The following is an 18,511-nucleotide window of genomic DNA, read 5'->3' on the forward strand; positions in this document are numbered from 1 at the left end:
GCCGATGAAAGTGCTCGTGCCCGTCAAGCGCGTGATCGATTACAACGTGAAGGTCCGTGTGAAGGCGGATGGCTCCGGTGTGGATCTCGCCAACGTCAAGATGTCGATGAACCCGTTCGACGAGATCGCCGTGGAAGAGGCGATCCGGTTGAAGGAAAAGGGCAAGGCCGAGGAGATCGTGGCCGTGTCGATCGGCGTGAAGCAGGCGCAGGAAACGCTGCGGACGGCGTTGGCAATGGGGGCGGACCGGGCGATCCTGGTCGTGGCCACCGATGACGTGCATCAGGATATCGAGCCTTTGGCGGTCGCGAAGATCCTGAAGGGCGTGGTCGACGAGGAGCAGCCGGGGTTGGTTCTGTGCGGCAAGCAGGCGATCGACAACGACATGAACGCGACGGGGCAGATGCTGGCGGCGCTGCTGGGCTGGTCGCAGGCGACGTTCGCGTCCGAGGTGGATGTCGACGGCGAGCATGCGACGGTGACGCGCGAGGTCGATGGCGGCCTGCAGACGATCAAGGTGGATATGCCGGCGGTCGTGACTGTCGACCTGCGGCTGAACGAGCCACGCTATGCATCGCTGCCGAACATCATGAAGGCGAAGAAGAAGCCGCTGGATGAGAAGACGCCGGCCGATTACGGCGTGGACGTCGCGCCGCGGCTGACAATCGTCAAGACGGAGGAGCCGCCGGAGCGCAAGGCGGGCGAGATGGTGGGCTCGGTCGACGAGCTGGTCACGAAACTCAAGGAAGCGGGGGCTGTGTGATGGCGGTTCTTCTGGTTGCGGAAGTCACGAATGGCGAGCTGAACGCGGATGCGACGGCGAAGGCTTTGACCGCGGCGAAGATGCTGGGCGAGGTGACGGTGCTGTGCGCGGGCGCGTCGGCCAGCGCGGCGGCCGAGGCGGCGGCGAAGCTGGACGGCGTGGCCAAGGTGCTGTGCGCGGAGGATCCGTCTTTGGGGCACCGGCTGGCCGAGGCGACGGCGGCGCTGATCGTGTCGCTGGCGGGCGATTACGAGCATATCGTGGCCCCGGCCACGACGGATGCGAAGAACGTGATGCCGCGGGTTGCAGCGTTGCTCGACGCGATGATTATTTCGGACGTGTCGGGCGTCGTCGACGGTGAGACGTTCGAGCGGCCGATCTATGCGGGCAACGCGGTGCAGACGGTGAAGTCGGGCGATGCGAAGAAGGTTGTCACGATCCGGACGTCGACGTTTGATGCAGCCGGTGAAGGTGGCTCGGCCTCGGTCGAGACGGTGTCGGTTGGCGCCAATCCCGGCCTGTCGGAATGGGTCGAGGACAAGGTGGCCGAGAGCGATCGGCCTGAGCTGACCTCGGCCGGCGTGGTCGTCTCGGGTGGCCGCGGCGTGGGGTCCGAAGAGAGCTTCGAGATGATCGAGAAGCTGGCCGATACACTGGGCGCCGCTGTTGGCGCGTCGCGGGCGGCGGTCGATTCCGGCTATGCGCCGAATGACTGGCAGGTCGGGCAGACCGGCAAGGTCGTGGCGCCGGATCTGTATATCGCCGTGGGCATCTCGGGCGCGATCCAGCACCTGGCGGGGATGAAGGATTCGAAGATCATCGTCGCGATCAACAAGGACGAGGAAGCGCCGATCTTCCAGGTTGCCGATTACGGACTGGTCGCCGACCTGTTCGAGGCGGTGCCGGAGCTGACCGAGAAGCTGGCCTGAGCCGTGGGCCCCGCCGCTACGGGGTGGCGGGGCTTCGGATGCAGTGGGTGAAGGCCGCGCGGAGCATCCGGCGGTCCATCGCTGTCAGGTCTCGCCTGACCCATTGCGTGCCGCCCGAGACGCGGGCCATCCTGAAAGTGACGTCCAGCGTCGCGATGTCTTCGACGTCGCGCATATGGTCGGGGTCAAAGCTGAGTTCGATGAAGCTGTTCTTATCCCCGATCCACGTGCGGTAGTCGGCGATTTCGATCTTCGTCTCGGCCGGTGACTGTCCGTCTGCTTTGTCTGTCCAATAGCTCACGCTGGCATCCCCCGAGTCCGCCACGAATGCGCCGACGCCGGTGAGGAGGAAATGGGCCTTCTCGTCCCGGCAATAGGCGGTGAGCTGGATGGCACGGTCGTAGGGATGAGGGTCGTCCAGTCGTTTGCTGGCGGCGACGATCCCGTCACGATAGGGCTCGATCGTGAAGGGGCCAAAAGCGCGTTCGACGACATGCGTGATGCCGTGGCGCCCCAGCTCTTCAGAGCTCATCGGGCGGGACGGATCGTCCCGAAGCAGAAAGGCGGGGTCGGCGCCCATTTCGATCACGTAGGCGGTTGCCATGACGGCGCTGGACGGGCCGGGATCGTCGGGGACGAGCGGTTGCCATTGGAAGGTGATCTCGCTGCCTTCCGCCGCGAGGCGCGCCTCCCCTCCGCCAAGGAAGGCATAAAGGCAGGCATCGCGGCATTCTCCCGGTCCGGGCTCGCCGCCTTCGGTCCTGCCGATCTGGGTGCTGAGGCCCAGCTGACGGATCGTCCGTCCAAGCGCAATCGCTCCTGCCGGATCGCCGCCGGAGCTGGTCAGAAGGACGGTACCGCCATCAGCCGTCTTGGCGGCGGCTTCAAACTCGGCAGCGGTGTCGGGGGTGATCGGCCCGTCGATGGTGATGTAGCAGCTCTCCCACGCGTTGGCGAAACAGACCCCGCCGATCTCGGCGGCCGTGGCGGGTATGGCGAAGACGGTAAGGATCGCGGCGCAGATGGATCTCAAAATCATTGGCACTCCGAATTCGGACGGGACACGAAAGGGGCTTGGCGGAAAATGGGAAAGGTGTTCGCTGCGTTGAGGCTCAGCCTGCGCGATCGGTGGATCGTGTCAATCGCTTTCCATTGTCGTCTCTCCCGGGTTGGAAGTGGCCCCTAGCGCGCCAAGCCCGATCTGCTCGAGCACGCCTGTCAGGGCATCGGCCGTCATCCGATGCGCTTCCGTCCCGAGCATCCTGTTGGCGGCGGTCCGTTCCGCGGTGGGAACGACAAGGCCGGTCTGGCCCTTTGCGATCTCGGCCTCCGTGGGCAAGACGGTGACAAGGGCCGCCGCGGGAGGGGCGATGCGGGCCATCATCTCTTGACTGACGAGGGCTGGATCGCGGGTAAGCGGGTCTGCCCCCTTGTCGCTGGCAGAGGGGCGGGGCGGGGTATCGGAGAGCCAGAGCAGGATGAGCGGCGTTTCGATCTGCGCGATGAGCTGGGTCATCCGGTCGACCCATGCCTGCTGCAGCTCTTGTCGCAGGTCGGTGAAGGCCCTGGGATCACGGCGCCAGAGGGTGCCGATGAGGTGGCGGGTGAAGGTGAATTCGGTGAAGTCGATTTTCGGGAAGGCCGCGCGGGCGGCTTCGGACGCGCCGGTAAAGCGGTCGTTGCGGCGGGGATGGACGCTGTAGAAGCGGTTGGAGAGGTTGAGCGCGCCTGGGATCTGCAGGATCGTCGCCGCAACGTTGTTGCAGATGTCGATCAGCGACGGGTCGCCCAGCAGCAGGTCCGGCCCGGCATTGGGGACACCGAGGTTGAGGCAGGGCCGGCCGAGCATCCGGGCTATCTGGGTCGTGAAGGGGTCTGGCGTGAACCGGCCAAACGTCTCAATCCCGCCGACGAAAGCCAGCGCATCAGGCGACGGTGCGGCCTGTGGCCCGCGAAACCGCAGGCGTGAGGTGCCATAGTGGCAGGGTGCGTAGTCGAGGCCCTGGGCAGTGATGGGGTCATGCAGCATGGCGTGGGTCCGAATTCTGGTGCGTCTTGATCGCGCCCAAGTCTTGCCATTTGTCTAAACGCCGAATTTGCCGCGTTTTTTATCCACCTGCCGCCCTTGAGGGGGGCGGGGCGCGCGCCTATGCTCCGCCCGATTTCACCAGCGGGGTTTGGGCATGGGCATTGACCGGGTGGGCGTCGTCGGCGCCGGGCAGATGGGCAACGGAATTGCCCATGTCCTTGCCTTGGCGGGCTATGAGGTGCTGCTGAACGATATCAGCGACGATGCGCTGAAGGCGGCGACGAAGGTGATCGAAAAGAACCTCGACCGGCAGGTGTCGCGCGAGAAGATCTCGGAGGGCGACAAGGCGGCGGCGCTGGAGCGGATCGGGACGACGCTGACGCTGACCGATCTGGGACAGACCGATCTGGTGATCGAGGCCGCGACCGAGCGGGAGACGGTCAAGCAGGCGATCTTCGAGGATCTGCTGCCGCATCTGAAGCCCGAGACGATCCTGACCTCGAACACCTCGTCGATTTCGATCACGCGGCTGGCGTCGCGGACGGACCGGCCGGAGAAGTTCATGGGCTTCCACTTCATGAACCCGGTGCCGGTGATGCAGCTGGTGGAGCTGATCCGGGGGATCGCGACCGATCAGCCGACCTTCGAGGCGTGCCTGGGCGTGGTGGACCGGCTGGGCAAGACGGCGGCGACGGCCGAGGATTTCCCGGCCTTCATCGTGAACCGGATCCTGATGCCGATGATCAACGAGGCGATCTATACGCTCTATGAGGGCGTGGGGTCGGTGAAGTCGATCGACATGGCGATGAAGCTGGGTGCGAACCACCCGATGGGCCCGCTGGAGCTGGCGGATTTCATCGGGCTGGATACGTGCCTTGCGATCATGAACGTGCTGCATGACGGGCTGGCGGACACGAAGTACCGGCCTTGCCCGCTTCTGACGAAATATGTCGAGGCCGGGTGGCTGGGGCGGAAGAGCCAGCGCGGGTTCTACGATTACCGCCAGGACCCGCCGGTACCGACACGGTAGCGCGGCACGGTCGGGCTGGGCGCCAATCAGGATATTGTGCGGCGAAGCCGCTCAATCTGATAGCGGTCCGCTTCAGCCTTTGAGCGACAGGGTGTGGTCGCGCAGCCAGGACATGAAGGCGCGCGGGTCGCCTTCGCGGCGGGCGATTTCCTCGCGGGGGATCGGGTCTCCGACGACGGGGGCCTGGTTCTTGTTGAGCGCGTGCACGATCTCGTGCAGCAGTAGGCCCTGGCGGAGCGTGGCCGAGAGGCGGTTGGCGATCTGGTACCAGCGGGAATTGGAGCCCGGGAAGTAGATCGGTACCACGGCGGCGCCCGAGCGGCGGATCATCTTGGCGGTGAAGACGTTCCATTCGGCCTCGATCGCCGGCCCCATCATCGTCTCAGACGACGCTACGACGCCGGAGGGGAAGAGGGCGATCACGCCGCCTTCTTTCAGTTCGGCCATGGCGGTGGCCCGCATCTCCATCATCTTGCGCTGGGCGTCTTCCTCGTGCGGGAAGGGAACGGGGATGAGGTAGGAGGCCGCGACCTCGTCGATGCCGGTCAGCAGCGCGCGGGTGAGCACCTTGTAGTCGGTGCGGACGCGGCCGATCAGTTCGGCAAGCACCATGCCGTCGACCAGCCCGTGGGGGTGGTTCGCGACGATGACGACCGGGCCGTCCTTGGGGATGCGGTCAAGCTGTTCGCGCGGAGTGGTCAGCGCGATGCCCATCGTGTCGAGCGCGGCTTTCCAGAACGCCTGGCCCTGCGGGGCGCCCTTGCGTTCGAATTCGCGGATCAGGCGGAGGATCGTGATCTTGCCCGTCATCCACTCCATCGCGCGGATGGTCGCGGCGGTCAGCGGGTTGTCGAACGTGTTCGAATAGGTCAGCGACCTGCGGTCATAGGTCTGCTGCGGCTGTTGCCGGTGCTGGGCCAACGGAGGGCCGACGAGCGATCTGTGATGAGATCCGTCCACCACGCTATCCTGCCTCCCGCGGCCGGGGCACTCTTCAGTAACCTTCGCCGAACTTATCGGCGACAAGCGCTTCGAGCGCATCTGCCAGCGCCTCTGCCTGGGCGCCGTTGGTTTCAACGTCTATAAAAGTTCCTTTCGACGCTGCCAACATCAAAAGCCCCATGATGCTGTCGCCCGAGGCCTCCATGCCGTCGCGTCGCACGGTGGCGGAGGCGTCAAACCCTTCCACAACCTCGACAAATTTCGCGGAGGCGCGGGCATGCAGACCCTTTTCGTTGACGATCTTCAGGTGCCGTGCCGCCATGGGGCGCTTAGCCGGCCCCTAGCGCGTCGGCGCTGACAATCTGGCTGTCTATATACTTGCGCCCGGCGGCAAGTGCGCCCGCGACGGCGTCGGGGACGGTTTTGCGGCGGGATTTCGCCAGCTTGATCAGCATGGGAAGGTTGGCGCCATAGACGATGCGCCGGTTTTCCGGGCAGCAGGCGCGCAGGCTGAGATTGGACGGGGAGCCACCGAACATATCCGTTACGATGACGACACCGGCGCCGGTGTCAACATCATCGGCGGCATTACAGATTTCGGTTTGCTTCTGGCCGCGATCATCTTCGGGCTGGATCGAGATGGCCCGGATGCCGGATTGACGCCCAACGACATGTTCGACGGCCGAAAGGTATTCCTTCGCGAGGCCGCCATGCGCGACGATCACGATACCGATTACACCCGTCTCCGTCTTGGCGTTTGCCTGGACGTTCACTGGCCTGCTCCGTTTCCCCCGGAGGTCGGCGACTCCCGACGCCGCTCCAGTTCCCGGTGGCGACTAGACACCTGCCAGCCCTGCTCTGCAAGGGTTGCCGTAATCCGTTCCGTCACGGCAACGGAGCGGTGTTGCCCTCCGGTACATCCGAAGGCGATGGTGAGGTGCGCCTTGCCCTCGTCCCGGTAGGCGGGGAGGAGGGTTTCGAGCAGCGCCTTCAGGTGCTGATCGAATGCCGCGAAGCGGGGATCGGCGGTGACGAAGGCGGCGACTTCGGGTGCGCGGCCGTCAAGGGGGCGCAGATCGGCCTCCCAATGGGGATTGCGCAGAAAGCGGCAGTCGAAGACCAGGTCGACGCTGCGGGGCAGGCCGCGCTTGTAGGAGAAGGATTGCACGGAGATCGCCATGCGCTGGCCGCTTTCGGGGGCGAACCAGCGGTTCATCTCTGCCCGGAGGTCGTGCGGCGAAAGCGTGGAGGTGTCGATCAGGATATCGGCGCGGTCGCGGATGGGGCCGAGCAGTTCGCCTTCGCGCCGGATCCCGTCAAGCGGGCTGGCATCAGGCGCCATCGGGTGGCGGCGGCGGGTTTCGGAATAGCGGCGCAGCAGCACCTCATCCGAGCAGTCGATATAGAGAACCTCGGCCGAGATGCCGGGATCGGCGCGGAGGCCGTCGATCAGGCCGGTCAGGCGCTGCGTCGAGAAGTCGCGGTTGCGCACGTCGAGGCCGAGGGCCAGCGGACGACCCAGCGGCGGCCCTTCGAGCAGGCGGTTGAGGAGCGAGAGGGGCAGGTTGTCGATCACCTCGAACCCGGTGTCTTCCAGCGCTGCGATCGCGGTGGAGCGCCCGGCGCCGGACGGGCCGGTAACGAGGACAACCGACAGATCCGCGGGGTCGCGGCTGTCGGGATCTGGAAGCGTGATGCGGGTCGTCTCTGTCATGGATGGCTCTGGCCTGCCTTCAGATATTGCAGAAGCGCGGGGGCGAAAGATCCTCTCTCTGGCTTGTGAAGGAGAGGAACGGGCCGATCCAAGAAGGTGATTTGCCGCATCGGCGGCAGACGGCCGGTTTCGGTTTGGCCAAGGTCGATCGCGGCGGCGACCGGGGTGGGAGGCGCGAGCGTGGCATTGAGGAGGCCGATCCCGCGCGCCTCGATCAGGGGGGGCAGGGTCGGCGGCGCGCTGGCGAGGATCTGGCCGTCCGTGCGGACCAGCCGCGTGCGATCGTCTGCGAGCAGGGTGGCACCGTAGGCCATGAGGTCGAGCGCGAGGGCGGACTTTCCGCTGCCGGCCGGCCCGAGGATCACAAGGGCGCGGTTTGCGACGGCGACGGCGCTGGCGTGGATGACGGTTTCGGTGGCATCCGCGCGCGGCGCGGAGGTCTCAGACAGGGAGGCCAACGACGAAGCGTGCGCCGAGCGGTGCGGAATCCGGGTCGGCGTCGGTGGGGCGGATGTTTTCGGCCCAGATCACGCCGCCATGGGCCTCCACGATTTGTTTGGAGATGGCGAGGCCGAGGCCGGAATTGTTGCCGAACTGCTTTTCCGGACGCTCGGAATAGAAGCGCTGGAAGATCTTGGTGAGCGCCGATTCGGGGATGCCGGGGCCCGTATCCTCGACCACGACCAGCACGCGGTTGTCACGTTTGCGGACCCAGATGCGGATCGCGTCGCCCGCTTCGCAGAACGAGATGGCATTGGTGATGAGGTTGACGAAGACCTGGGCCAGCCGTGCCTCGAGCCCGCTCACATGGATCGGCCGGTTCGGCATATCGGTGATGAAGTCGATTTCCTTCTTATGCGCCTCTTCCGACAGGAAGCTGGTGAGGTTGGTGAGCATGTTGAGGATATCGAACGCCTCTTCCTCTTCCTTGACGAGTTCGCTGTCGAGGCGGGAGGCATTGGAGATGTCGCTGACCAGGCGATCGAGGCGGCGCACGTCATGTTCGATGACATCGAGGAGCCTTTCCCGCTGATCGTCCCGATTGGCGAGCCGCAGGGTGCCGACGGCGGAGCGCAGCGAGGCGAGCGGGTTCTTGATTTCGTGTGCGACGTCGGCGGCGAATTGTTCGTTGCCCTCGATCCGTTCGTAAAGAGCCGAGACCATGCCACGCAGGGCGCCCGAAAGCCGCCCGATCTCATCCGGGCGGGCGGTGAGGTCAGGGATGCGCACGCGGTGGGGGCTCATCTTGCGGGCGTTCTTTTCGTGGCCGATTTCGGCCGCGGCGGCGAGGTCGGAGATCGGATTGGCGATGGTGGAGGCCAGCGCGAGGCTGAGGAAGATCGAGACGACGATGCCCAAGACGAACATCTGCAGCACATCCTCACGCTCCTGCCGGACGAGGCCGTCGATCTCACCGGCGGCCGAGACGACAGCGACCGTCGCAACCGGAGTGCCGTTATCGAAAACCGGCGAGACAACGGTGAAGATAGTGCCGCCTTCGCGGTCGCGGGCGGTCTTGACCTGGGTGACGCCGGTCATCGCGAGGGGATGAAGCTCGCGGGCGATAGCGATGACGTTGACTTGCGTCGGCTCGGGCGCGTTGAGATTGCTGAGCCGCGCGAGCCCATCCCAGATCAGCGACAGAAGATCGGTCACGACGGTGCCCGATCCCGTCTCTTCCAGGCCGACGACGGGGCCGACCTGGCCCGACGGGCTGTCCTTGGTCGTTGCGATGACGGCGCCTGCGGCGTTGAGGACCATGATGTCGGTCCCGGTCCGCAGCTCGAGCTGGCGCAGGATGCGCGAGGCGTCGTCGGTGGCGAGGTCGAGCTGGCCAAGCGTTGCTTCGTAGACGTCGGCGACCAGCTTGGCCTCGGTGACAAGCGCGTTGGCCCGCTGGGCCGCGAGGCTGTCGCGGGCGGGGTTCAGGTAGAGGACGCCGGCGAGAAGCAGCACGAGCGCCATCAGGTTGAAGGTGATGATCTTGCGGGCGAGCGGAGAGCGCTTGAGGCGGATGAACTTGCGCCGTCCGCGGGCCTTTCCCTCACGCGAGATGGGGGTGAGGTATTCGTCACCGATGACGATCTCGGGATCGCGGGCCCGCTGCCGCTCGATCTTTTCGGCGGCGTCGCGGACCGACTTCAGATCCCTGACATCAATGTCCTCGGCGACCGCCATTCACTCACTCTTCGTTGTAACGGTAGCCGATGCCGTAGAGCGTTTCGATCGCAGCGAATTCGTCGTCGGCCGTGCGCATCTTCTTGCGGAGGCGTTTGATATGACTGTCGATCGTGCGGTCGTCGACATAGACCTGATCATCATAGGCCACATCCATCAGCTGGTCGCGCGACTTCACGAAGCCGGGGCGCTGGGCGAGCGCCTGAAGCAGCAGGAATTCGGTGACGGTCAGCGAGACGTCGCGGCCTTTCCAGGTGACGGCGTGACGGAGCGGATCCATTGTGAGGTTGCCGCGGATCATCACCTTGGTCTCTTCGGTTTCTTCCGGGCCGTTGCCCGCGATGGCATCCTGACGGCGCAGAAGCGCGCGGATGCGTTCGACCAGCAGGCGCTGGGAGAACGGTTTCTTGACGTAGTCGTCAGCGCCCATACGCAGGCCCAAGACCTCGTCGATCTCGTCTTCCTTGGAGGTCAGGAAGATGATCGGGATCGAGGTTTTCTGGCGCAGCCGCTGGAGCAGATCCATCCCGTCCATCCGCGGCATCTTGATGTCGAGGACGGCCATGTCGGGCATCCGCTTGCTGAACGCCTCGTAGGCGGACTGGCCGTCATTGTAGGTTTCGACCTCGAAGCCTTCTGCCTCCAACGTGATGGAGACGGAGGTCAGGATGTTCCTGTCGTCATCGACCAATGCGATCCGTGCCATGGCTCCTCCTCAACGGAAACACGTTATTTTCTTGAGTTTACCCCACTGTCTCGCCGGTTTCGACCGCCGAATCAATTGCAAAACACCACTAGCCCCCCGGGGCACGGCAATGTGGGTGCCTTGTTCGTCCATCAGATGACCAAAATACGACATGCGATGGGCAAGTGCCCGCTGCTGGTTGCGATAACATGAACTTGGTTGCGCTAACGGCCTGATCTGCGGCTATTCAGCCGGCTTTCCAGCATGTTAAGCGCATCCCACCGGGCGGCACGGACCCGCCTTCATACCGGGAGAGCACGCAATGGACCATGGACGGGTGAATCCCCAGTTCAAGCTGGAAGATCAAGGGATCGAAGGGCTTGGGCAGGTCTATTACAACGCTCTCGAACCGGATCTGATCGAATATGCGCTGGCCGCGGACGAGGGAAAGCTGGGCCGCGGCGGGACGTTTCTGGTGACGACGGGCAAGTTCACGGGCCGGTCGCCGAAGGACAAACACGTGGTCAAGACGGCCTCGGTCGAAGGCGACATCTGGTGGGAGAACAACGCCGCGATGAGCCCCGACGGGTTCGAGGCGCTGCATGCCGACATGCTGGAGCATATGAAAGGCGGCACCTACTACGTGCAGGACCTGTATGCCGGGGCCGACCCCGCGCTGCGGCTGGATGTACGCGTGGTGACGGAGCTGGCCTGGCATGGCCTGTTCATCCGTCACATGCTGCGGCGGCCCGAGCGGGCGGAGCTGGACCGGTTCACCGCCGATTTCACGATCATCAACTGCCCGTCCTTCAAGGCCGATCCCGCGCGGCACAATTGCCGGAGCGAGACGGTCATCGCGCTGAACTTCGACGCGAAGGTCATCCTGATCGCGGGCACGGAATATGCGGGCGAGAACAAGAAGTCGGTCTTCACCCTGCTGAACTACCTGCTGCCCGAGAAGGGCGTGATGCCGATGCATTGCTCGGCCAATCACGCACAGGGCAACCCGGTGGATACCGCTGTCTTCTTTGGCCTGTCGGGGACGGGGAAGACGACCCTGTCGGCCGATCCGGGCCGGGTGCTGATCGGGGATGATGAGCATGGCTGGTCGGATCGGGGGACCTTCAACTTCGAAGGCGGCTGCTATGCCAAGACGATCAACCTGAGCGCCGAGGCGGAGCCGGAGATCTACGGCACCTGTTCCAAGTTCGGGACGGTGATCGAGAACATGGTCTTCGACGAGGAGACCCGCGAGCTGGATTTCGACGATGACAGTCTGACGGCGAATATGCGCTGCGCGTATCCGCTGGATTACATCGCGAATGCGTCGGAGACGGGTCTGGGCGGGCATCCGAAGAACGTCATCATGCTGACCTGCGACGCATTCGGGGTGCTGCCGCCGATCGCGCGGCTGACGCCGGCGCAGGCGATGTATCACTTCCTGTCCGGTTTCACGTCGAAGGTTGCGGGCACCGAGCGGGGGGTGACCGAGCCGGAGCCGACGTTTTCCACCTGCTTCGGCGCGCCCTTCATGCCGCGGCGGCCCGAAGCCTACGGGAACCTGCTGCGCGACAAGATCGCCAAGCATGGCGCGACCTGCTGGCTGGTGAATACCGGCTGGACGGGCGGCGCCTATGGCACCGGCAACCGGATGCCGATCAAGGCGACGCGGGCGCTGCTGACGGCGGCCCTGGACGGGTCATTGAGCGAGGCGACGTTCCGGAAGGATCCGAATTTCGGCTTCGAGGTGCCGGTGACGGTGCCGGGGGTCGATGCGGGCCTGCTGGATCCACGGTCGACCTGGGCGGACAAGGCGGCCTATGACGCAGCGGCGGACAAGCTGGTCACGATGTTCTCGGACAACTTCGCGCAATACGTGCCCTTCATCGACGAGGACGTGAAGGCGGCGGCGATCGGTTAGCTGGCCGATCGAAAAATTGCCGATCCGAATCACCACGGTTGACTGATTCGCTGAGTGTGATTCTACTCGCGGTATGCGTATGCTTCGCGACCGTGGCACCGCGTTTCTCTGGCGCGTCGTCCTTCCGGCCTTGCTGGTGGGGAGCGGCACCGGTCTGGGCGCTGAGGTTGCGTTGCAGCGGCCGCAGGTGGTTTCGCTCAAGGCCGGGCTCTTCTGCCCCGGCGCGCCGGAGGAGATCCACCAAGCCCCGGATACCTATAAGGGCGAGCGGCACATGATACCGGGCCTGCATGAGGCTCTGGTCGTCGAAACCTTCCGGATCCCGATGGAATACGGGGCGACGCTGGGGGTGATCGTCGAGCTGGCGCCGTGGTTCGACTATTTCGACGCGACGATGGTGTTGGAGCATCCGGCGATGGGATCCGACGGGCGGACGCGGCAGGTGGCGGAGATCCCGCTGGTTTCGGGCGCGGCGAACGTGCATGCCTACGGGCTGAACCACGCCTACGAGATGTTGCCGGGGTTGTGGCGGCTGAGTGGGCAATCCGGGGGCATGACGATCTACGAGGTCGTGTTCGAGGTGGTCCATCCCGACAGCGTGCCGGAGCTTGCGGGTTTGTGTCGCAAGGATCTGCTGAGTGCGGTGCCGGTTCGGCGGCAGGCCGGTTGACAGCACCCGCGGCGATCTAGAGAGGTTTGATTATGTTGAGATATCTCCTTCCTCTGCTGGTTCTGGCTGCGCCTCTGAGTGCGGCGGGGGCGGCGTTTATCGATCCGCGGATTTCGGTGGCGCATGGGGCGTTTTGTGCGGTTGAGACGTTCGGGGAATCTCCGGCGCCTGAGACGGCGGCGGGCAAGATCGACCTCTATGACGACGTGCCGCGCATCCGCTGGCACGGGCAGATCGTGCCGGCGCATGGGGTGATGACCTTCGGGATCGTGTCGAAATCGCCGGACGGGGCCGTCTATAACGATGTGGAGATCATCCTGCGGCATCCGCCCTTCCGGGAGAGCGGGGTGACCGAGCAGCGCTATCTGACGGTGCTGGGTGGGGCGGGGAATTCGATCAACGCCTACAGCTTTGATTTTCCGGAGGAAATGGTGCCGGGGACGTGGGAGTTCGAGGCGATCTGGCAGGGCGAGACGCTGTACAAGATCCCGTTCGAGGTGGTTCCGGCGTCGATGATGCCCGACATGATCTCGGCCTGTCTGGACCGGACGTTGACGTCCTAGCGGTAGCCTTGTCGAGAAACGGCAGGATGCGGCACCACGGATCCTGACATATCGTTAATCGGCGATATGGAACGGTTTGGGCGGCACCGGCGGGGGTGCCGCGAATCATGTGTTAACGCAGGTTTTTTAGGGGATTTCGGCGTGTCGGCATCCGGTCGGCATCGCGTCGGCATTCTGTCGGACATCTTTGAGCGAGTTTGCGGGGTAACGGACCGTTCTGCTGCGGTGCAGCGCAACACCGGGGACAATGATACGGAGGGCGGGATTGTTTCGGGGTGGGAAAGGTGGGGTGAAACCCCACCCTACTGCGGATGGTTGGGCCGGGGAATGATGCGGACAGCGGGGTGAGCCCCGCCCTACGGAGGTAGCCGGCCTTCACAGGCACGGCTGCGTGAGCAATGGCTGCGTGCGCAATCTTGCAATGGAGCGTTTTTGACGCACGGGCGCGGCAATGGGTTCATGTCCAGATAGCGGGATGACGTGAGCTTTCGCTGCAGTTGCGCCAATGGCAACTTTCAAGACTATATGGCTTCCGGCAATTCGTCTGATGGTCTGGCCATGTCCTTCAACGCCTCTTTGCGGCGGGAGAGGGTTTCATGCCACTCCTGCGCCTCACGGTCTGAGAAAAAGCTGGCGGACGGGGCAAGGCGTTTCACAGCGTCCTCGACCTCCTCCAAGCCGACCCGGAAGAACTCTTTGCGCATGTTGGAAGCGTTCACGCGGCGGTCTGCAAACTCTTTGTGAAGAGCGTTTTCGAGGGCAGGCGCTTCATCCGAGTAGATCATGGCGTGGGTGTCGAAGCCGAACGGGACGCTTGCGTCACCAAGCTCTTTTACCCGGTCGTCTGGCTCAAGTCGCCGCGTCAGGCCGATCTTGACTACATCCTCGCCAAAGGAACCGATGTTCGAGATAATGTAGACATAGCCGGATTTGGTCATCTCAGCCATCGCGCGGGCGCGTTCGCTCGTCGCGTGGGCTTCGGCCAAAGCGGCTTCAAGCTCCGCAATGCGGCCTTCATCTACGCCCGCCTCTGAGCGCGCTTTGTCCAAGAGCTTTTGATACCTTTCCTCTTCACGTTCTGCTGCTTCAGCCTCCGCTAGTAGCTTTTTCTCTTCGCGTTCCGTGCGGGCCAGCTCGGCGCGCTCTTCTTTCTCCATCTTGAGGCGTTCTCGGTATTCATGGGTTGCGTGCAATTCGTCCAACTTAAGGCTGACATATTGCTCGCTGATGCGCAGGTTCATTGACTCATTGGCTTTGTCGATTTGCTTGGCCGCGTTGAGGATACGCTTCTCCATCGCGTTGACATTGTTCCAGCGCGTGTTTGCAATTGCGGCTTCGCATTCGTTGTTAAAGGCGCGCATGGTCAGACGGGTCTGGCGGTTAATCATCGTCTGCCCCTTGGCGCGGCTCCCATCCACTTGCCAGTCAGTTGGACAAAGGGTCGAGGTCTTGGCCGAGACCATTGCTTTCTGGCGGTCGCGGATGCGTTTGATCTCTTGCTTGTATTCGTCAGAGTCGGTGAACTCGAAATGTGGTTCATAGACGCCCAACTCCGCGAAGGAGAGCTTTTCGTCATAAATTGCGACTTGTTGTTCTAACTTTTTTAGCGTGGCGCGCTTCTCGGAATAAGAGCTACGCGTCTCTTCGATTTGCTTCAGTATCTTTGTTGCCGTGTCCTTGAGAGTCGAGACTTCATCCTCAACAGAAATGATGGGCGCATATTTTTCCTTGAGCGATTCTGCGGTCGCTTCTGCTTCCGCGATCCGTTTTTCGGCACGGTTCTTTGCGCCACGAGCGCGAAGCCAGAGGATCAAAAGAAGGATGGGTAGGAGCAACCAAGCGATTGCGAAAATCGTAATAGCGTCCAATATTTGCAGCCTTTCAATCTTTTTTTGTCAGTTTGACTAGCGAAACGGTGGCGATCAAGGAGAAGGTTTGCAGACCTTCGCTTTGTAATGTCGAATGCCCAAGATGACTCTTCCCGACCTTCGCTACAGCGCGGTATGTGCCGAAACTCAACCTTTTCAGTCCCCGGCGGAAAGGATCACGTACGCCCTGCGCGCCGCAGTCTTCCAACAGAAGACAGGCGGCTGGATCATCTGGGAGTCCGTCTGATCCGGCAATTTGGTGAGGAAAGATAGACGCTCTAGCCCCGGGCGTAGAGATCCTCGTAGCGGGTGATGTCGTCTTCGCCCAGGTAGCTGCCGGTCTGGACCTCGATCAGGACCATGGGGACCTTGCCTGGGTTCTCCATCCGGTGGACCTCTCCCAGGGGGATGAAGACGGACTGGTTTTCGGTGACGAGGCGGACCTCCTCGCCGATCGTCACGCGGGCGGTGCCTTCGACGACGATCCAGTGTTCGGCCCGGTGGACGTGGCTTTGCAGGCTGAGGATGCCGCCCGGGCGGACGACGATGCGTTTGACCTGGAAGCGGTCGCCCACCACGAGGCTTTCGAACCAGCCCCAGGGGCGGTAATCGCGCGGCAGGTGGGTCGCCTGGCTGCGGTTCTTGGTCTTGAGCGTGTCGACCACCGCCTTGACGTCCTGCGCGCGGGAGCGGTCGGCGATGAGCACGGCGTCGGGCATGGCGACGGCCATGACGTTGTCGAGGCCGAGGCCCACGAGTTCGAGGCTGTCCGCCTCGGACCTGAGCAGCGTGTCGCGGCAGTCGATCGCGGTCACCGGCCCGTCGGCGGCGACGCCGGCCTCGTCGCGAGGCATCTCTTGCCACACCGCCTCCCACGAGCCGAGGTCGGACCAGCCGCCGCTATAGGGCACGACGGAGAGGTTGGCGGATTTCTCCATCACGGCGTAGTCGATGGAGATGTCTTCGGCCTCGGCGAAGGCTGTGGGGTCGAGGCGCAGGAAGCCGAGATCGGGCTGGGCGCCGTCGACCGCGCGGCGGACGGGGCCGAGAAGGCCGGGGGCGTGCGCCTCGAACGCGGCGATCATGTCGGCGGCGCGGAAGAGGAAGATGCCCGCGTTCCAGAGGTGGCAGCCGCCCTCGAGCATCTCCTGCGCGGTGGCCGCGTCGGGCTTTTCGGTGAAGCTCTTGAGCGGGACGGGGGTGTCGCCGTCGGGCCGCGCGTGGAGTTCGAGGTAGCCGTAGCCCGTCTCGGCCCGGTCCGGCGTGATGCCGAAGGTGACGAGCTGGCCCTGGTCCGTCGCGGGCAGGCCGGCGGCGACGGCCTTGCGGAAGGCGGCCGGGTCGGGGACGACCTGGTCGGTGGGCGAGACGAGGAGGATCGCCTCGGGGTCATTGGCATGGGCGTGCAGGACCGCGGCGAGGATCGCGGGGGCGGTGTTGCGCGCCGCGGGTTCGATCAGGACCGCGCCGGGGTCGATCCCGGTCTCCTGCAGCTGTTCGGTGACGATGAAGCGGAAGTCGGAATTGGTGACGACGATTGGCGGCGCGAAGGCATGGGTGCCGTTGGCGCCGGTCAGGCGCTTGGCGGTGGCCTGATAGAGCGTTTCGTCGCTGAGGAGCGGCACGAATTGCTTCGGGTAGGACTTACGGGAGAGTGGCCAAAGGCGGGTGCCCGAGCCGCCGCAGAGCAGAACCGGGGTGATCTGGGACATTGGGCGGATCCTTTTCGTCCGAGCCTACGGTTCTTTGTTCAAGATCGGCATGTAAAAATCTACCCGGAAGCGCGGTGACGTGGCGAGTCTCTTCCAAAGGTTGCAGCACTTGCCCGGGGACTGAACCGGGCGGAGCATGTCAGGTCGCATCAAGGGCCTCTTGAGCGAGTTTGAGGGCGGCGTCCCGCAGGGCAGCGGCCGCTTCCGTCGTGTCTGCTTCGGCGTAACAGCGGAGTTCGGGGGCGTTGCCGGAGGGGCGCAGGTGCAGGATGCGGCCGTCGGTGAGCGTGATCCTCAGGCCATCGGTGCGGTTGGTTGCCGCCGCCTGACCGAGCGGCGCGAGGAAGGCGGAGGGGTCGTCCGAGAGGTGGGCGATGAGTGCCTTGCTCGCCTCGGTCGGGACGTTCTGGAGGCGGTCGCTGGCGGTGCGGCGGGCGGGCCAGTCGGCGATCAGGTCCTTGAGCGACCCGCCCCGGCGGCGCGCCTCGGCGAGCGGAGCGAGGATCGGCAGCAGGCAGTCGCGGGTCATGAGCGGCGGCAGCGGGCCGGTGGGGGCCTGGGCCGCGAAGCCGAGGAGGAAGCCGCCATTGGCCTCGTAGCCCGCGACGTTGCCGCCAAGCTCCTCCATCCGGGCGATGACGTAGGGCGAGCCGATGCGGGTCAGGCTGACCTCGGCGAAGCGGCCCGAAAGCTGGGCCATGGTGTTGGAGGAGACAGGCGTGACGATGCGCTCGGCCCCCAGCGCGGCGGCGGTCAGGGGGCCGAGGATATCGCCGGGGACGACATCCCCGTCCGCATCGGCGAGCAGCGGGCGGTCGGCGTCCCCGTCGGCGGAGATGAGCGCATCGAGGCTGTGTCTGCGCGTCCAGTCGGCGATCTGGGCGCGGGTCGCGGCGTCGACCGCTTCGGTGTCGACGGGGATGAAGGTGTCGGACCGGCCGAGGGGGACGGCCTCGGCCCCGAGCCCGCCGATGAGATCGGTCATCAGGTCGCGGATGACGGTGGAGTGCTGGTAGATGCCGATGCGCAGGCCTTTGAGCGTGCCGTCGAAGCCCGTGCGATACCGGTCCGCGTAGAGCGCAGCGACATCCGTGCGGGTGGTGCGGGTGCCCTGCCCTGCCGGGGTCCGGCCGAGCGCAGCGAGGATGGCCTGTTCTTGTGCCTTGGTGATCTCTCCGGAGGGTGTGTAGAACTTGATGCCATTGCGGTCGGCGGGGATGTGGCTGCCGGTGATCATGATGGCGGCGGCCCCTGCCTGCATCGCGGCGAACGCGAGGGCGGGGGTGGGGACGGCGCCGCAATCGGTCACGTCGAGGCCCGCGGAGCGCGCCGTTGTCAGCACGGTCTCGGCCAGGTCGGGAGAGGACGGCCGCAGATCGCGCCCGACATAGAGGCCCGTGCCGGTGTCGCAGGCGGCGGCGAAGGCGCGGACGTGGTCCGCGACCAGATCCGGCGTCAGTTCGGTGACGAGGCCGCGCAGGCCGCTGGTGCCGAATTTGGGGGGCAT

General features: G+C 64.6%; 18 protein-coding genes. 6 read left to right on the forward strand and 12 right to left on the reverse strand.

Annotated elements, in window-relative coordinates; all coding sequences use genetic code 11:
* Positions 1-4 precede the first annotated feature (4 nt).
* Positions 5-763, forward strand: coding sequence for an electron transfer flavoprotein subunit beta/FixA family protein (locus AADZ90_RS04585; protein WP_367308930.1), 759 nt, complete (start codon positions 5-7; stop codon positions 761-763).
* Positions 763-1,692 (forward strand): electron transfer flavoprotein subunit alpha/FixB family protein, encoded by a 930-nt coding sequence (locus AADZ90_RS04590; protein ID WP_367308929.1) that lies wholly within the window; start codon positions 763-765, stop codon positions 1,690-1,692. Before AADZ90_RS04585 ends, AADZ90_RS04590 begins: the two co-directional genes overlap by 1 nt.
* Positions 1,693-1,708: 16 nt before the next feature.
* Here AADZ90_RS04590 and AADZ90_RS04595 read toward each other — a convergent pair whose 3' ends face one another.
* The gene (locus tag AADZ90_RS04595) at positions 1,709-2,731 is read right to left on the reverse strand and encodes a hypothetical protein (RefSeq protein WP_367308928.1); all 1,023 of its coding nucleotides are present in this window, start codon (positions 2,729-2,731) and stop codon (positions 1,709-1,711) included.
* 99 nt (positions 2,732-2,830) lie between these two features.
* A complete protein-coding gene (locus tag AADZ90_RS04600; protein WP_367308927.1) occupies positions 2,831-3,721 on the reverse strand; it encodes a DUF6473 family protein in 891 nt (296 codons plus the stop codon).
* Positions 3,722-3,875: 154 nt separating this feature from the next.
* Between AADZ90_RS04600 and AADZ90_RS04605 the strand changes: the two genes are divergently transcribed.
* Positions 3,876-4,751, forward strand: a complete 876-nt coding sequence (locus AADZ90_RS04605) for a 3-hydroxybutyryl-CoA dehydrogenase (RefSeq protein ID WP_367308926.1) — start codon at positions 3,876-3,878, stop codon at positions 4,749-4,751.
* 72 nt (positions 4,752-4,823) lie between these two features.
* Here the strand turns inward: AADZ90_RS04605 and AADZ90_RS04610 are convergent, their stop codons facing one another.
* The 7 genes from AADZ90_RS04610 to AADZ90_RS04640 all read right to left on the reverse strand — a co-directional run bounded on the left by AADZ90_RS04610 (position 4,824) and on the right by AADZ90_RS04640 (position 10,291).
* Positions 4,824-5,672 (reverse strand): lysophospholipid acyltransferase family protein, encoded by an 849-nt coding sequence (locus AADZ90_RS04610; RefSeq protein ID WP_367309558.1) that lies wholly within the window; start codon positions 5,670-5,672, stop codon positions 4,824-4,826.
* Positions 5,673-5,745: 73 nt separating this feature from the next.
* Positions 5,746-6,015, reverse strand: a complete 270-nt coding sequence (locus tag AADZ90_RS04615) for an HPr family phosphocarrier protein (RefSeq protein ID WP_367308925.1) — start codon at positions 6,013-6,015, stop codon at positions 5,746-5,748.
* A gap of 7 nt (positions 6,016-6,022) precedes the next feature.
* Positions 6,023-6,466, reverse strand: a complete 444-nt coding sequence (locus AADZ90_RS04620) for a PTS sugar transporter subunit IIA (RefSeq protein WP_367308924.1) — start codon at positions 6,464-6,466, stop codon at positions 6,023-6,025.
* The gene (gene rapZ / locus AADZ90_RS04625) at positions 6,463-7,407 is read right to left on the reverse strand and encodes an RNase adapter RapZ (RefSeq protein WP_367308923.1); all 945 of its coding nucleotides are present in this window, start codon (positions 7,405-7,407) and stop codon (positions 6,463-6,465) included. The genes AADZ90_RS04620 and rapZ overlap by 4 nt, the downstream gene beginning before the upstream one ends.
* Entirely contained in the window at positions 7,404-7,865 is a 462-nt protein-coding gene (locus AADZ90_RS04630) for an HPr kinase/phosphorylase (protein WP_367308922.1), read from the reverse strand. Before AADZ90_RS04630 ends, rapZ begins: the two co-directional genes overlap by 4 nt.
* The gene (locus AADZ90_RS04635; protein WP_367308921.1) at positions 7,849-9,585 is read right to left on the reverse strand and encodes a sensor N-terminal transmembrane domain-containing protein; all 1,737 of its coding nucleotides are present in this window, start codon (positions 9,583-9,585) and stop codon (positions 7,849-7,851) included. The genes AADZ90_RS04630 and AADZ90_RS04635 overlap by 17 nt, the downstream gene beginning before the upstream one ends.
* Positions 9,586-9,589: 4 nt before the next feature.
* Positions 9,590-10,291 carry a response regulator transcription factor gene (locus AADZ90_RS04640; protein WP_367308920.1) on the reverse strand — a complete coding sequence of 234 codons (702 nt, stop codon included), beginning with the start codon at positions 10,289-10,291 and terminating at the stop codon, positions 9,590-9,592.
* A 301-nt stretch (positions 10,292-10,592) separates the two neighbouring features.
* Here AADZ90_RS04640 and AADZ90_RS04645 point away from each other — a divergent pair, with 301 nt between their 5' ends.
* The 3 genes from AADZ90_RS04645 (at position 10,593) to AADZ90_RS04655 (ending at position 13,424) form a co-directional block, all read left to right on the forward strand.
* A complete protein-coding gene (locus AADZ90_RS04645) occupies positions 10,593-12,191 on the forward strand; it encodes a phosphoenolpyruvate carboxykinase (RefSeq protein ID WP_367308919.1) in 1,599 nt (532 codons plus the stop codon).
* Between the two features lie 79 nt (positions 12,192-12,270).
* The gene (locus tag AADZ90_RS04650; RefSeq protein WP_411996939.1) at positions 12,271-12,861 is read left to right on the forward strand and encodes a DUF3859 domain-containing protein; all 591 of its coding nucleotides are present in this window, start codon (positions 12,271-12,273) and stop codon (positions 12,859-12,861) included.
* 32 nt (positions 12,862-12,893) lie between these two features.
* Positions 12,894-13,424: a DUF3859 domain-containing protein gene (locus AADZ90_RS04655; RefSeq protein ID WP_367308917.1), complete on the forward strand. Its 531-nt coding sequence runs from the start codon at positions 12,894-12,896 to the stop codon at positions 13,422-13,424.
* Between the two features lie 521 nt (positions 13,425-13,945).
* Here AADZ90_RS04655 and AADZ90_RS04660 read toward each other — a convergent pair.
* From AADZ90_RS04660 to AADZ90_RS04670, 3 genes are all read right to left on the reverse strand, one after another.
* Positions 13,946-15,292: an SNIPE associated domain-containing protein gene (locus AADZ90_RS04660; RefSeq protein ID WP_411996940.1), complete on the reverse strand. Its 1,347-nt coding sequence runs from the start codon at positions 15,290-15,292 to the stop codon at positions 13,946-13,948.
* Between the two features lie 278 nt (positions 15,293-15,570).
* Positions 15,571-17,004 carry a mannose-1-phosphate guanylyltransferase/mannose-6-phosphate isomerase gene (locus AADZ90_RS04665; RefSeq protein ID WP_367308915.1) on the reverse strand — a complete coding sequence of 478 codons (1,434 nt, stop codon included), beginning with the start codon at positions 17,002-17,004 and terminating at the stop codon, positions 15,571-15,573.
* A 139-nt stretch (positions 17,005-17,143) separates the two neighbouring features.
* Positions 17,144-18,511 (reverse strand): phosphomannomutase, encoded by a 1,368-nt coding sequence (locus tag AADZ90_RS04670; RefSeq protein WP_367308914.1) that lies wholly within the window; start codon positions 18,509-18,511, stop codon positions 17,144-17,146.

It is taken from the genome of Aestuariibius violaceus (assembly GCF_040779325.2).
Lineage (GTDB): Bacteria > Pseudomonadota > Alphaproteobacteria > Rhodobacterales > Rhodobacteraceae > Aestuariibius > Aestuariibius violaceus.